General features: G+C 55.6%; 12 protein-coding genes and 1 tRNA gene. 6 read left to right on the forward strand and 7 right to left on the reverse strand.

All coding sequences use genetic code 11. The features are described 5' to 3' along the window. Positions 1-31: 31 nt before the first annotated feature. Together HOO88_06855 and HOO88_06860 are read right to left on the reverse strand one after the other, a co-directional pair. Complete coding sequence (locus HOO88_06855) at positions 32-1,627, reverse strand: oligosaccharide flippase family protein (GenBank protein NOU36473.1); 1,596 nt, start codon at positions 1,625-1,627, stop codon at positions 32-34. Between the two features lie 4 nt (positions 1,628-1,631). Further along, on the reverse strand, positions 1,632-2,579 hold the full coding sequence (locus HOO88_06860; GenBank protein NOU36474.1) for a hypothetical protein: 948 nt from the start codon (positions 2,577-2,579) through the stop codon (positions 1,632-1,634). 76 nt (positions 2,580-2,655) lie between these two features. Here HOO88_06860 and HOO88_06865 point away from each other — a divergent pair, with 76 nt between their 5' ends. Genes HOO88_06865 through HOO88_06875 form a run of 3 tightly spaced genes read left to right on the forward strand, consistent with a single transcriptional unit; the run spans position 2,656 to position 5,683 of the window. Beyond that, positions 2,656-3,519, forward strand: coding sequence for an NAD(+)/NADH kinase (locus HOO88_06865; GenBank protein NOU36475.1), 864 nt, complete (start codon positions 2,656-2,658; stop codon positions 3,517-3,519). Continuing rightward, the gene (locus tag HOO88_06870; protein NOU36476.1) at positions 3,516-4,322 is read left to right on the forward strand and encodes a prolipoprotein diacylglyceryl transferase; all 807 of its coding nucleotides are present in this window, start codon (positions 3,516-3,518) and stop codon (positions 4,320-4,322) included. Before HOO88_06865 ends, HOO88_06870 begins: the two co-directional genes overlap by 4 nt. Beyond that, positions 4,304-5,683 carry a dihydroorotase gene (locus HOO88_06875; GenBank protein ID NOU36477.1) on the forward strand — a complete coding sequence of 460 codons (1,380 nt, stop codon included), beginning with the start codon at positions 4,304-4,306 and terminating at the stop codon, positions 5,681-5,683. Before HOO88_06870 ends, HOO88_06875 begins: the two co-directional genes overlap by 19 nt. A 33-nt stretch (positions 5,684-5,716) precedes the next feature. Here HOO88_06875 and HOO88_06880 read toward each other — a convergent pair whose 3' ends face one another. From HOO88_06880 to rpsD, 3 genes are all read right to left on the reverse strand, one after another. Continuing rightward, entirely contained in the window at positions 5,717-6,085 is a 369-nt protein-coding gene (locus tag HOO88_06880; GenBank protein ID NOU36478.1) for an ORF6N domain-containing protein, read from the reverse strand. 167 nt (positions 6,086-6,252) lie between these two features. Beyond that, positions 6,253-6,885 carry a 3'-5' exonuclease gene (locus HOO88_06885; GenBank protein ID NOU36479.1) on the reverse strand — a complete coding sequence of 211 codons (633 nt, stop codon included), beginning with the start codon at positions 6,883-6,885 and terminating at the stop codon, positions 6,253-6,255. A gap of 34 nt (positions 6,886-6,919) precedes the next feature. Beyond that, positions 6,920-7,522, reverse strand: coding sequence for a 30S ribosomal protein S4 (gene rpsD / locus HOO88_06890; protein ID NOU36480.1), 603 nt, complete (start codon positions 7,520-7,522; stop codon positions 6,920-6,922). A gap of 255 nt (positions 7,523-7,777) precedes the next feature. On the opposite strand from rpsD, the gene HOO88_06895 reads away from it, so the two are divergent. Both HOO88_06895 and HOO88_06900 read left to right on the forward strand, forming a co-directional pair. Continuing rightward, positions 7,778-9,007 carry a pyrophosphate--fructose-6-phosphate 1-phosphotransferase gene (locus HOO88_06895; GenBank protein NOU36481.1) on the forward strand — a complete coding sequence of 410 codons (1,230 nt, stop codon included), beginning with the start codon at positions 7,778-7,780 and terminating at the stop codon, positions 9,005-9,007. 38 nt (positions 9,008-9,045) lie between these two features. Continuing rightward, positions 9,046-9,408 carry a hypothetical protein gene (locus HOO88_06900; protein NOU36482.1) on the forward strand — a complete coding sequence of 121 codons (363 nt, stop codon included), beginning with the start codon at positions 9,046-9,048 and terminating at the stop codon, positions 9,406-9,408. On the opposite strand, the gene HOO88_06905 is transcribed toward HOO88_06900, so the two are convergent. Together HOO88_06905 and HOO88_06910 are read right to left on the reverse strand one after the other, a co-directional pair. Further along, on the reverse strand, positions 9,405-10,811 hold the full coding sequence (locus HOO88_06905) for an MATE family efflux transporter (protein NOU36483.1): 1,407 nt from the start codon (positions 10,809-10,811) through the stop codon (positions 9,405-9,407). The genes HOO88_06900 and HOO88_06905 overlap by 4 nt on opposite strands. A gap of 92 nt (positions 10,812-10,903) precedes the next feature. Further along, positions 10,904-12,007 (reverse strand): hypothetical protein, encoded by a 1,104-nt coding sequence (locus tag HOO88_06910; GenBank protein NOU36484.1) that lies wholly within the window; start codon positions 12,005-12,007, stop codon positions 10,904-10,906. 160 nt (positions 12,008-12,167) lie between these two features. Here HOO88_06910 and HOO88_06915 point away from each other — a divergent pair. Next, positions 12,168-12,242 (forward strand) — tRNA-Gly (locus tag HOO88_06915). Positions 12,243-12,301 lie beyond the last annotated feature (59 nt).

Here is a 12,301-nt window from a genome sequence, read left to right on the forward strand (position 1 = left end):
CCCCCGCCCGGCAAGTTTCCTGCCGGACAAATCAGCCGCGCCGCGGAGTGAGCAGGTCGAAGACGAAGTTGAGTTTTTTGATATTGAGGGCGCGGAAGTCGGCAACGTCTTCATCTTTGACCAGCCGGAACATCCGGATGGCGACGAAGAAAAGGAGCAGGTAGATCGCCCCGAGTGCGAAGAGCGTGACCACGTTAAACCAGCGGGTTTCAAAAAGGCCCAGCAGGTTCCAGTGGTCAACGGCGACATCCATGATGCTCGACAGAATAATGAGAGTTAACGTCATCCGGAGCATGTATGCCATCGGGAAAAAGATGCCGCCCAGAATTTTTTTAACAACGGCGAGGCGGATCGGCGCGGAAATCAGGAACGTTCCAGCAACAGCCCCCATGCCGCCCCAGACTCCAAGATTGAAATAAACGATCAACAGCCAGTCGAGAGCCAGATTGATGGCAATCTGAAGAATCATAACCGGCATGGTGGCCATGATTCGTTCCTTGGCCTTGATGGCCATGGAGAGCGGCGTGGAGATGGTGGAAAACAGATGGATGAGGCAGAACCCGGACGCGATGAGGCCCGCAAGAGCCATGCTATCGCCATACACCAGAACCACCGCCTCCGGAGCAAAAAAGAAACCGAAAATGGCAAGCGGCACCATGAAGAGAATCGCCATTTTGTAGTAGGCTTTGATGAGCCTGCCGAGGCAGTTCGGGTCGCGGCTGTAGGCTTCGGCAAAGCCGGAGGTGAAGAGCATGTGCAACGAATCGGGAATAAAGAAGATGACCAGCGGCGGCAGGGAATAGCCGAGGTCGTAGGCACCGATCACGGCGGGCGTGACCGTGAGACCGAGAAAAAACACCTCGGTGTATTTCATCATCATCATCCGCACGATCGTGTTGCTGAGGATGGCGGCGGAATATTTGGCGGTACGGCGTTTCCCGATGCCGTACGGCGGGGAGCGCCAGTTGAAATTGTAAATGTGTCGCATCATGAGCCATGCGCCAGCCATGTAAACCAGTGCATAGGAAATGATCTGCGCCCAGATAGCGGAAGCGACGGTCGGCACGGCGCGAAGCAGGGTAAGAAGAAGTATCAGCCAGAGCACGCCGCGCACCAGAGTGAGTATGGAAATGTGTTTGGTGCGGAACAGTGAGGTTTCGATGGCGGACACGTTTTCTTTGAGCAGGCTGAATCCGATCAGCAGACCGGTTAGAATAAGATATGGGCCGAAATCGATATGAAACCAGCGATTCATCCAAGGTTTTAAAACCACTAACAGCAGCGTGACGAGAAACGTAGTCGCCGCCTGCAACCACAACGATTTCCAGATAAAGCGCTTCAGTCCGGCGGCGTTGCGCTGCACCACCAGTTCGGGCACAAAACGGAACAGTGCAGAAACCAGACCCAATCCGCAAAAAACACCGGCCCAGTCCGCAATGTTCATGCAGATGGCGTAAACGCCGTAGGCGGTACTGCCGAGCAACCGCACCACCAGCACGGAAATGGCAAAATAGACGAAAAAGAGAATCGCCTTGCTGGCCACCATCCACGGAATTCCGGAAACCGCTTCGCGGGCAAAAAAGGCTTCTTTTTTTCCTGCACCCTGAGATGAATCGTTTGCATCCATAAAATCAGCAGTAGTTTTTCTTAATGAATCTGCGCACACTGACCCACAACTGGCGCCGCACTTCAAAAGCCATCGCACCCAGTCGGCAGAGAGTTTTATATTTCCGCTGAAGAAACCACGGCGTGGCAGGCAGCAGCCAGCCTTTCGCCTCCGCCCACTCCAGCAGACCGACGACTTCGTCGAAATATTCCATATTACGCAGAAGCCAGCGTCTCCAGGGTTTCGGACTGCCGCCGAAATGCACCACCGCGCGGGACGGATCCGCGTCCATAGCATAACGGTGAATCGGCGGCGGTTCTTCGGAAAACGCCAGCATTGAACTCATAACGGATTCGTCGAGCAGGAAGTAGGCAAAACTGCGGTCATTCACCACGCCAGCCGATGCATTATCCGAAATCACCTTGCGAATCTGCGCGTCCCAGCGACGAATGAAATCGAGGTGTTTGCGATGTACCGTGAAACAGTGCGCATTGCAGGATGTGTTAATGGCGGGAATCTGCCGTTCGCCAATGTCGTTTTGCCAGATTTCCAGAACCCGGCGCGGAAGGGTTCCGCGCTTTTCGCCGCGGGCGTAGCGCTTTTTGAACAGGTAGGCGATCTCTGCCTCCGGCCGCATCCGGATCTGCAACCCTTCGCCGGCAACCTCGATCAGCGGCGTAATGTCACCGGTAACAATACAGTCGGAATCGATCCACATAATCAGATCGGTTTCCGCCGTCAGAATGGCGGCCGTCTTTTGGTAAACAATGTTACGGTGGTTGGCTTCATCGGAGGCTTTGAACAAAGTCACCTTGTCAATCTGGCGCAGCAGTGCACAGTCCACTTCACCAAGATTATGCGTCACCACATGCACCGGAAGCTGAACCCCGTGACGGCGCAACGAGAGAAGAAGCAGATAAGTGCCCCAAACAAAGTTGTGATCGCAGGCGGTAACAATCGTTTTACTGCTCATGCGTGCTCATTTTCCGCTGATTTCCCGTTCAATAAGTGCTTGTGCCCCTGACCGGTTCTGGCAACAATCCGAAGGTATGAAAAAAGCCGGTGTGATTGCAAATCCTAAACGTCCGCACGCCGCCGACTTCTTCGTCAGGCTCGCCCGGAAAGCCGAAGAACTCGGCATCGAACTGTTTGCCGACCGGCAGACCGCCGACCTTCTCCCGTCCGCCACCGTCGTTGAGTTCGACCGGATGGCGAAAACCGTTGATGTTGTGCTCGCGCTCGGCGGCGACGGCACCGTTCTGTTCTGCGCCAAACTCCTGAACGGCGCGAATGTTCCGATTCTTGGAATCAATCTCGGCAGTCTCGGCTTCCTCACCAGCGTCGGCGAAGATCAACTCGAAGTCGCTCTCGACGCGCTGGCCGCCGGAAAATGCAAACACGACATCCGCACCGTGGCCGACTGCGCCGTTCTGCGCCACGGCAAACCGGTTGCTGGCTACCGGATTTTAAACGACGCCGTCATCGGTTTCGGCGGTTCATCGCATATCATCACACTTGGACTCTCCATCAACGGCGAACCGATTACATCCTTTGCCTGCGACGGCATGGTCGTCGCCACGCCGACCGGAAGTACCGGCCACTTTCTTTCTTCCGGCGGCCCCATCATTCAGCCCGGCGCGGGCGTCTTTGGTGTCAGCGTCATCTGCCCGCACACGCTCAGCAACCGGCCGCTGGTTCTGCCGGATTCACACACCATCGAAATCACCGTACAGCACACGCACAAAAAACTGGTGCTTTCCGCCGACGGACAGGATGTCGAAGAACTCGACACAGGTGATGCCATCCGGATTGTCCGCAGCGAAAAACCGGTCGCCTTCCTGCGCCTTCCAGACTACAGCTATTTCTCGGTTCTAAGCCGGAAACTTCATTGGCGAGGTTCGAGCCTGATATGAGCTACTGGGTGCACAATCTCAATCCGGTGCTTTTCCATATCTGGGGGCCACTGGCCGTTCGCTGGTACGGTCTGGCCTATCTACTCGGATTTCTCGGCGGCTACCTGCTTCTGCTCCGCATGTCCAAACGTAAAGAATTTGCGATCCCGCCGGATGAACTCAGCAACTTCATCATCCACATCGCCATCTACGGCGTATTCCTCGGCGGACGGCTCGGCTATGTTCTTCTTTATGCGTGGGACATTTTCATCCATGACCCGCTTTTTCTTTTTCGCGTCTGGGAAGGCGGCATGGCCAGTCACGGCGGAATGCTCGGCGTCATTCTCGTCGTACTCTGGACAGCGTGGAAAAAGAAAATCTCCTTCTGGAATATCACCGACGGCCTCGCCGCCGTCGCGCCGATCGGCCTTTTCTTCGGACGCATCGCCAACTTCATCAACGGCGAACTCTGGGGCCGCCCGACCGACGTCCCGTGGGCCGTCATCTTTCCGCAGGCGGAAGATATCACGCCAACGCCGCGCCATCCGTCGCAGCTTTACGAAGCGTTCGGCGAAGGTCTCCTGCTGTTCACCTTTCTCTGGCTCATCCGCCGAACCGTCCGGGGCAAACGCGAAGGCGGCCTGAGTGCCGCATTCCTCGTCATTTACGCTGTCATGCGCATCGCCTCCGAATTTTTCCGTGAACCCGACAGCACCATCTACTTCGGCTGGCTCACCAAAGGTCAGCTCTATTCGTCCTTTATGATTCTGGCCGCAGTGATTATCCTCTGGCGGAAGAAACTTCTATGCAAAGCATCCTCATAAAAAATGCTGATTTGGTTAGCGATGGTGCGATTCGCGCCGCTGACATCCTCATTCGCCACGGACGGATTGACCGGATCGACAAGACGATCGACGCGCAGGCGGACATCGTGATCGACGCCGAAGGCAAAGCCCTCCTGCCCGGCATGATCGACTGCCACGTTCATTTCCGCGAGCCGGGCCTGACCCATAAAGGCGACATGCAGAGCGAATCGCGCGCCGCCGCCGCCGGAGGCGTAACCTCCGTCATGGAAATGCCGAACACCAGTCCGCCGACCGTCACCAACGAACGGCTGGAAGAAAAGTTCGCCCTCGCTGCGCAGAAAATGGCCGTCAACTATTCCTTCTACCTCGGTGCATCGCTCAACAATATTGACCAGATCAAAGCGGTCGATCCGAAGAACGTCTGCGGTGTCAAAGTGTATATGGGTTCATCCACCGGCGATATGCTGGTCGATCGGTTCCAAACTCTGGAAGACCTCTTCCGCGAATGCCCGGTCAATCTCACCGCGCACTGCGAAGACGCCGGCATCATTCAGAAACACGAACAGATTTTCCGCGAGCGCTACGGCGACAAGACTCCGTTTGCCGCGCACCCGCACATCCGCAGCGAGGAAGCCTGCTACCGCTCCAGCGCACTGGCGGTTGAACTTGCCCGCAAACACGACACGAGATTGCACGTCCTGCATATCAGCACGGCCCGCGAGCTGGAATTGTTTGACGACGGCGTGGCCCGCATCAGCAGTCCGCGAGAAAATGAGTTCTATATTGAGCGCGACGAAACCGTCCGTAAAATCACCGCCGAGGCCTGTATTCATTATCTCCACTTTGACGACACCGCCTACGAAACCAAGGGCGCGCTGGTGAAATGTAATCCGGCGATTAAGCGCGCCTCCGATCGCAAAGCTCTGCTTCGCGGACTGCTCACTGATCGGCTCGATACCATCGGCACCGACCACGCGCCGCACACCTTGCAGGAAAAACAGGGAACCTACTGGACGGCTCCGTCCGGCATGCCGGTCATTCAATCCGCCCTGCCCGCCGTTCTCGAACATTTCCACAGCGGGTTGCTTTCGCTGGAAACCATCGCCGCAAAAATCGCCCATAATCCGGCGCGCATCTTCAACGTCAAAGAGCGCGGCTTTATTCGCGAAGGCTACTGGGCCGACCTCGTGCTGGTTGACTTGAACCGCCCGCAGACCGTTGCCAAAGAAAACATCCTCTATAAATGCGGCTGGTCGCCGTTCGAAGGCGTCACCTTCCGTTCATCAGTGGACACCACCATCGTCTCCGGCCAAATCGCCTGGCAGAACGGCAAAACGAACGGCGCTATCCTCGGACAGCGCCTTGCATTTGAACGGTAAGCGGAGCAACGAAGTGGTAATTGCAAATGCCAGTTATTCGTCCTGCTGATAAAAATCAAAGCCGATCTTTTTGCGCGGCGGATCCGGTGGCGGAGTCAGTAACGGCTGAAGCTGTTCCCAGATCACGGCCAGCGCGCCATTGTGTTCCAGTAGAGTTTTATCAATTTCGGCTAGCCGACGAAGAATTTCCGCATTCGCCGCCAGCCGTTCACGCATCAGGACAAACGCCCGCACCACAAACACGCTCATCGCTACCGCTTCCGGACTGTTCAACACCGTCGCCGCCATAATCGCGCCGTGCTCAGTGAAAGCGGCGGGTAATTGCGGTGAAAACTTGAGTTTTTTGAGGTGGTCACAATTTGTGACCACCTCTTCCTTCTCGTCCTGCGTCAGTCGGAACATAAAATCCTCCGGAAACCGGTCAGAGCAGAATCAAACGCAGTCTTTCTCAAGCTCTTCGGAATACCGAAGAAGCTCGACCTACAATAACCTTGTAGGACGACCTTCCCGCAGGGAGGTTGTGAAAAAGACACCGCTTTCACCTTCTTGGGAATCCCAATCGGAAATCATCAATCGTCAATCGTCAATTTTTCCCAGCCGGGCTGGGTGAGGAGATGCTCAAGGAGAACGGCGCAAGCAACAGCGTCGTAGAGGGCGTCGTGGGCTTCGCCGCGCGGACAAAGTTCCCTGACGCGGACTTCTAGTTTTAGTCCGGCAATTAAATCTTCGAGTTTATGCGACGGTGCTTTCGGCCACGCCTGCCGCGCCAGTGCCAGCGTATCGACCCACGGCCCGAAATGGTTCATTGGTGCCATCTGTCGCAGAAACTTTTTTTCGGTCGCGACGTTGTGCGCGGCGAGCGGACGGCCGATCACCCACCCTTCCAGCTTTTTCCAGACCTTGGAAACTTCATCGGCGGCGGCAATTTCTTCGCGCAGTTTATGGTGTTTGCCCGGCGCGTAGGCGTTGAAGGGTCGGTTGATGTCGACGCGGACGAGGCTTTCAAAAGTTTGCGCCGGATCGACGCGTCCGTTTTTCAGAACGACCGCCGCAACCTGCCACGGCTCGGTATCGAAACCGGGTACGCTACCGGTGGTTTCGAAATCAAGAACGGTCAGCGTTGTTTCGCGAATCAGCATGGAAGAAAAGATACGGGATGCGGGATGCAGGATGCGAGCAACAAAAAAGGCCTCCGTTTGCACGGAGACCTTTCTGAGAAGCGGCTGGCCGCTTCGCTTAGCGCGAGTAGAACTCGACGACCAGCGAGGCTTCGCACTGTACCGGCACTTCGCCGTGTTCCGGCAGGCGGCTCAGGGTGGCGGTCAGCTTTTTGTCGTCCACGGTCAGGTAGGCCGGTGTGGTGGCAATCTGCTGGGCGGCCGGGAATATTTCCAGCTCGCGGCTGCCGTCACGGACAGTGATGACGTCACCGATACGAACCTGATAGGAAGGAATATTGACCTTCTTGCCGTTCACAAGGAAGTGAGCATGGCCGACCATCTGGCGGGCCTGATAGATTGAGCGGGAAAACCCGGCACGCAGGACAACCGCGTCAAGACGGGTTTCGAGAAGCTGCAGCATGATGTCGGCGGTGTTGCCGATTTTGCGGGAAGCTTTGGCGTAGTAGCCGCGCAACTGGCGCTCAGCCAGATTGTACTGATAGCGCAGGCGCTGTTTTTCGATGAGCTGTTTGCCGTAGTCGGTCAGTTTGCTGCGGCGCTTGGAAGGGCCGTGCTGTCCCGGCGGGTTCGGGCGGCGTTCGAGGAATTTTTCACATTTCGGCGACAGGGCGATGCCTAAGCGGCGCGCCTTCTTGATCTTGGGTCCATTATACTTCATTCAACTCTCCGTTTTCTGGTTTCTGTTTTCCTGCTGTTCCGCCCAATTAAGCCCGTTTTCGGGGCCGCCAGTTTAGAAATACTCATTTCAGGCGTTCACCTTTGTGATAATCCTCCGGCGGAACAAGGGGCGCATTAAAGCGATGCAGGCGGGTGAAGTCAACCACTAGAAACGTTTTTTTGCCTTGCCTTGAAAGCCGAACTTCCCATCATGGTGCGCTTGTTTTTTAACCCTGAGCTGAAAAGGATTTGTCCCATGAAAGACGTGAAGAAAGTTGCCATCCTCACCGCAGGCGGTCTGGCCCCCTGTCTCTCCTCCGCCATCGGCGGCCTGATCGAGCAGTACAGCAAGGTCGCACCGAAAATTAAAATTATCTGCTATACCAGCGGCTACAAAGGTCTGCTGCTCGGCGAATCGATTGCCGTTACTCCGGCCATCCGCGCCAAAGCGTCCGTTCTGCATAAACACGGCGGAAGCCCGATCGGCAACAGCCGCGTGAAACTCACCAATGTCAAAGACTGCCTGAAGCGCGGTCTGGTTAAAGAAGGTGAAAATCCGCTGGAAGTCGCCGCGCGTCAGCTGGTGAAAGACGGCGTGGACGTTCTTCATACCATCGGCGGCGACGACACCAACACCACCGCCGCGGATCTGGCCGCTTACCTGAAGGACAACAACTACGATCTGACTGTCGTCGGCATGCCGAAGACGATTGATAACGACGTGTTCCCGATCCGCCAGAGCCTCGGCGCGTGGACTGCCGCCGAAGAAGGCGCCAAATATTTTGAAAACGTCGTGGCCGAGCATAATGCCAATCCGCGCATGCTGATCATTCACGAAGTGATGGGCCGCAACTGCGGATGGCTGACCGCCTACACCGCGCAGGTTTACCGCGACCGGCTTAACAAAATGGGTTTTGTTCCCGGCATCGGCCTGAGCAAAATGCGTAAAGATGTTCACGCGATTTTCATTCCGGAAATGGCAATCGACATTAAAGCCGAAGCGGCCCGCCTAAAAAAGATCATGGATGAACATGACTGTGTGAACATCTTTATCTCGGAAGGCGCCGGACTGGAAGCCATCGTCGCACAGATGACCGCCGCCGGTGAAGAAGTTCCGCGCGATGCCTTCGGCCACGTCAAGCTCGACGCCGTCAATCCCGGCAAGTGGTTTGGCAAGCAGTTCGCCGAAATGCTCAACGCCGAAAAGGTGCTGGTGCAGAAGAGCGGCTATTTCGCCCGCGCCGCCGCCGCTAATAAGGAAGATCTCAAGCTGATCAAGCGTTGCGCCAACAAGGCGGTCGAATGCGCACTCAAGCGCATCAGCGGCGTAGTCGGCGAAGACGAAGATCAGAAAGATATGCTTCGTGCTATTGAGTTCCCGCGCATCAAAGGCGGCAAGCCGTTTGATATCGACGTGAAATGGTTCGGTAAGCTGCTCGCGGCCATCGGACAGGCCAAAGGCGAAAAAGTCGCTGTTAAACACTAACCGCCGCAAGGGCGGCCTCCGGGCCGCCTTTTTATTTTATGAAAACCGAGCCGTTCAAAATCTGCACGACCTGTTCAAAACACTGGGAAACGCTCGAAGATTTTCTGGCCGACCCTGAGCTGGAGCTGTCCGGCTATCAGGTTTATTTCGAAGATCTGAAAGGCGGTCTGTTTTACTTCACCCATCTGCACGAAAACTGTTTCACCACATTAGCCATACCTGTCAAAGCGTTCACCGGCCTGAGCAATCGCCCGATGCTGGCTTCACGGAGCGATAAACCGGTCTGCTGTCCGGATCTTTGCGTCCGGAAAAACGAATTGGATCCCTGCCCGGTTGAATGTGAATGTATCTGGGTGCGCGAGATTATGCAGATCATCCGCGACCGGAAGATACAGGCTTAAATCATCGGCATTCCGTCGGCGGACGTTTCCGGCAGAGTCTCCTGCCGCTCGATCAACTCAATCAGCTGCCAGCGTTTAGACCGGAACCGCGCAATCATTCCGACCGCCAGCAGGCTGATATAAACCAGCGCCCAGGCCCAGGCGGCGATCACGCCGAGTTTCAGCACCAGCACAATCAGCACTTCGCCTGCCGCGAAAAAAAACCACGCCATGGAGGTTTCGTACCACATCACAAAATGCGTATCGCCTGCGCCGCGCAGCGCGCCGGAAATGATCAGATTCGTGGCGTCCATCAATCCCCAGCAGGAGGCGAAAATCAGCAACGTGCGGGCCAGATTGAAAATTTCATCGAACGGCGCATCGCCGCGCGCAAAAAGACGGATATAGACCTCCGGCATCAGCACAAACGTCAGCGCGGCGCAAAGGGTATAAATCCAGCCGATATGCACGGCACGCCAGCCGACCGCCGCAGCTCCGTCCAGATCGCGCCGCCCCAGATGCTGCCCCACCAGCGTACCGGCCGCCTGCCCGATTCCGATTGAGGGCATAAACGCGATCATATTGACGCTCAGTGCAATGTTCGCCGCCATGAAAGCCGTTTCGCCCAGCCGCCCGACCAGCAGTACAAACAGCGAAAACGCGCCGATATCCAGCGTCATGTGAATACCTGACGGAACACCGAAACGGAGCAGCCGCCGGAATAAAGGGGCGTCGAAATAAAACAAACGGCGCGTGTTGTAGAGACGGTCGTTCTTTTTTGAAAAATAGAGCCCCAGCATGATGAGCGGCGAAATGAAACCGGAAATCACCGACGCCAGCGCCGCTCCGGCAATCCCCATTTCAGGAAACGGGCCGACGCCGAAAATCAGAAGCCAGTTCAGGATCAGATTCACAAAGGTTCCGAGCAATGCACACAGCATAACCACTTTCGTCAGCCCGCGACCGGAAAAAAAACTGCTGACCGCGGAAGAAAGCGGCAGGAATAATCCGCCGGACAGCAGAACTGTTAAATAGGTTTTTTCCGCCGCCAGCACCTCCGGCGCGTGGCCGCTGAGCGAAAGCATCCAACGTCCGACGGGAATCATCAGAAGAATCAGCGGAAACGAAAAGAGCGCCAGCAGAATCGACTGCGCCACGGAGCGGCTGCAACTGTGCAGGTCGCCGCTGCCGTAATACTGCGCCACCAGACTGTTGGAAAATGCCGCCGTGGACATGAAGCCGCACACCAGCGTGAAAAATAAAATTCCCGCCGGCACGGCGGCCTGCAAGGTTGCCGGGCTGTACCAGGCCAGAAACATGCGGTCGCAGAAATTCTGAACGGTGAAGGAGGCGGAGGTGATAATCAGCGGCACGGCAATGCGAAGCAGAGCGCGGTACGAGGAAGATGAATGCGTGGTGTTCATGGGAGATTTCAGTGTTTCCGAACTCCGGAAAAATTGCGAGCCGGTTTTTCCAGCGTTTGGAATGGCCGGCTTTATATCCGCATTATGAGGATTTACGCGCCGACCTGACGGCGGAATGAAAGTTCCGGGACGGTCTCTTCTTCGGCGGCAGGCGGTTCTTCCATCAGCTGGCTAACGCGCTCGGTTAATTCAGGAATGACAATATCGGGCGTGCCTTCGAACAGTTCGTAGCGGGAGAAGGTTTCAGCGTCAATTCTTCCGCTCAGTCCGTTCAGCGCTCCGGCGTACAGACTGGTGTTGGTCAGCTGTCCGTCAAAAACGAGGAACACGCGGGTAAAGTGTCCGCGTTTGAGTTCATTGAAAAGCGAACGCAGAAAGCCGTTAAAGCTGTCGCCGGTTTCGCCGATGAACCGATCAACGATGGTGTCGTTAATACAAAAGGTACAGACGGCAACCTTTTCATTCTGAATAACAAACACACCGTCAACCAGCTCGTCGCCTTCGGTGCGGTAGTGGCCTTCGCCGATTTTTCGGGAAATGACACCCGGATAGTTGGCGACGCCGAGCAGGACAATGTCTTTAAACTCACCGTATTTTTTGTCGGCCTTTTCGCGCATCCCGTCCGTAACCGGCTCGGAAACCGGCAGGGCCGGAATAACCGGAACAGGATTTTCTTCAACGAAACCTGTTTCTTCAGGTTGTGTCTGATTTTCCTGCTGCTCATCAATAGTTACAGCCTGAGCCGACGACTGTTCAACAGCCCCTGTCATATCGGCACACGGCATATCGTGCGACAGTAAACTCTCCCGAAGTTCCTCGGAGAGTATTTCAAAGTTGTCGTAGATGCTGTCGGCAATTTCTTCGCCGATGTGCAGAACGGACGACTCCACGCGCTCAATAGACATCCGCATGGCGTTCATTTCCGCCGATTTTTGTGAGATCGCGCGTTCAGCTGTGCGGCTAACCGAAATCGCAACGACAGCGAGAACCATCGCAACAACGGAAAGAATCATGGTCAAAAGAAAACTCAACAGAGCTGTCGTCGAAATGGTTTCGACTCCACCCTGCATGGCGCGCAGAACCAGAACCGTTGCCACTGCACCGAAAACAGCGGAGCCGAAAATAATACCGGGAGTTCCAACAAGGATTCTGCCTCGCGCTGTCATTTCCGGTTCATTTCTTTTGCCTGAGTCCATAAAAAAGATTCCTTTGTGCCAATGCACCGAATGCTTTCCGCGCATTATAGGAAGCGGCTTCTTTAAGCCAAGCGATTTATCGGCGAAACCTGCCGGACGAACGGAAAATCAAGAGACTGGACATCGAACTTTTGATTCTCTATCTTGCGGGCTTTCTCCGGCGGGAGTAATTCAGTGGTAGAATGCAAGCTTCCCAAGCTTGACGTCGCGGGTTCGACTCCCGTCTCCCGCTCCACTTCGCCAAATCCATTGGCATACAATTGGTTGTGTTTTTTCTTTTAAAACGCGAGTGCC

This window comes from Kiritimatiellaceae bacterium (assembly GCA_013141415.1).
In the GTDB taxonomy this organism is placed as follows: domain Bacteria; phylum Verrucomicrobiota; class Kiritimatiellia; order Kiritimatiellales; family Tichowtungiaceae; genus Tichowtungia.

What these genes read in the sequence shown, in the direction of transcription:
- HOO88_06855 (NOU36473.1), bottom strand. Translation starts at nt 1,627, where the DNA reads ATGGATGCAAACGATTCATCTCAGGGTGCAGGAAAAAAAGAAGCCTTT.
- HOO88_06860 (NOU36474.1), bottom strand. Translation starts at nt 2,579, where the DNA reads ATGAGCAGTAAAACGATTGTTACCGCCTGCGATCACAACTTTGTTTGG.
- HOO88_06865 (NOU36475.1), top strand. Translation starts at nt 2,656, where the DNA reads ATGAAAAAAGCCGGTGTGATTGCAAATCCTAAACGTCCGCACGCCGCC.
- HOO88_06870 (NOU36476.1), top strand. Translation starts at nt 3,516, where the DNA reads ATGAGCTACTGGGTGCACAATCTCAATCCGGTGCTTTTCCATATCTGG.
- HOO88_06875 (NOU36477.1), top strand. Translation starts at nt 4,304, where the DNA reads ATGCAAAGCATCCTCATAAAAAATGCTGATTTGGTTAGCGATGGTGCG.
- HOO88_06880 (NOU36478.1), bottom strand. Translation starts at nt 6,085, where the DNA reads ATGTTCCGACTGACGCAGGACGAGAAGGAAGAGGTGGTCACAAATTGT.
- rpsD (NOU36480.1), bottom strand. Translation starts at nt 7,522, where the DNA reads ATGAAGTATAATGGACCCAAGATCAAGAAGGCGCGCCGCTTAGGCATC.
- HOO88_06895 (NOU36481.1), top strand. Translation starts at nt 7,778, where the DNA reads ATGAAAGACGTGAAGAAAGTTGCCATCCTCACCGCAGGCGGTCTGGCC.
- HOO88_06900 (NOU36482.1), top strand. Translation starts at nt 9,046, where the DNA reads ATGAAAACCGAGCCGTTCAAAATCTGCACGACCTGTTCAAAACACTGG.
- HOO88_06905 (NOU36483.1), bottom strand. Translation starts at nt 10,811, where the DNA reads ATGAACACCACGCATTCATCTTCCTCGTACCGCGCTCTGCTTCGCATT.
- HOO88_06910 (NOU36484.1), bottom strand. Translation starts at nt 12,007, where the DNA reads ATGGACTCAGGCAAAAGAAATGAACCGGAAATGACAGCGCGAGGCAGA.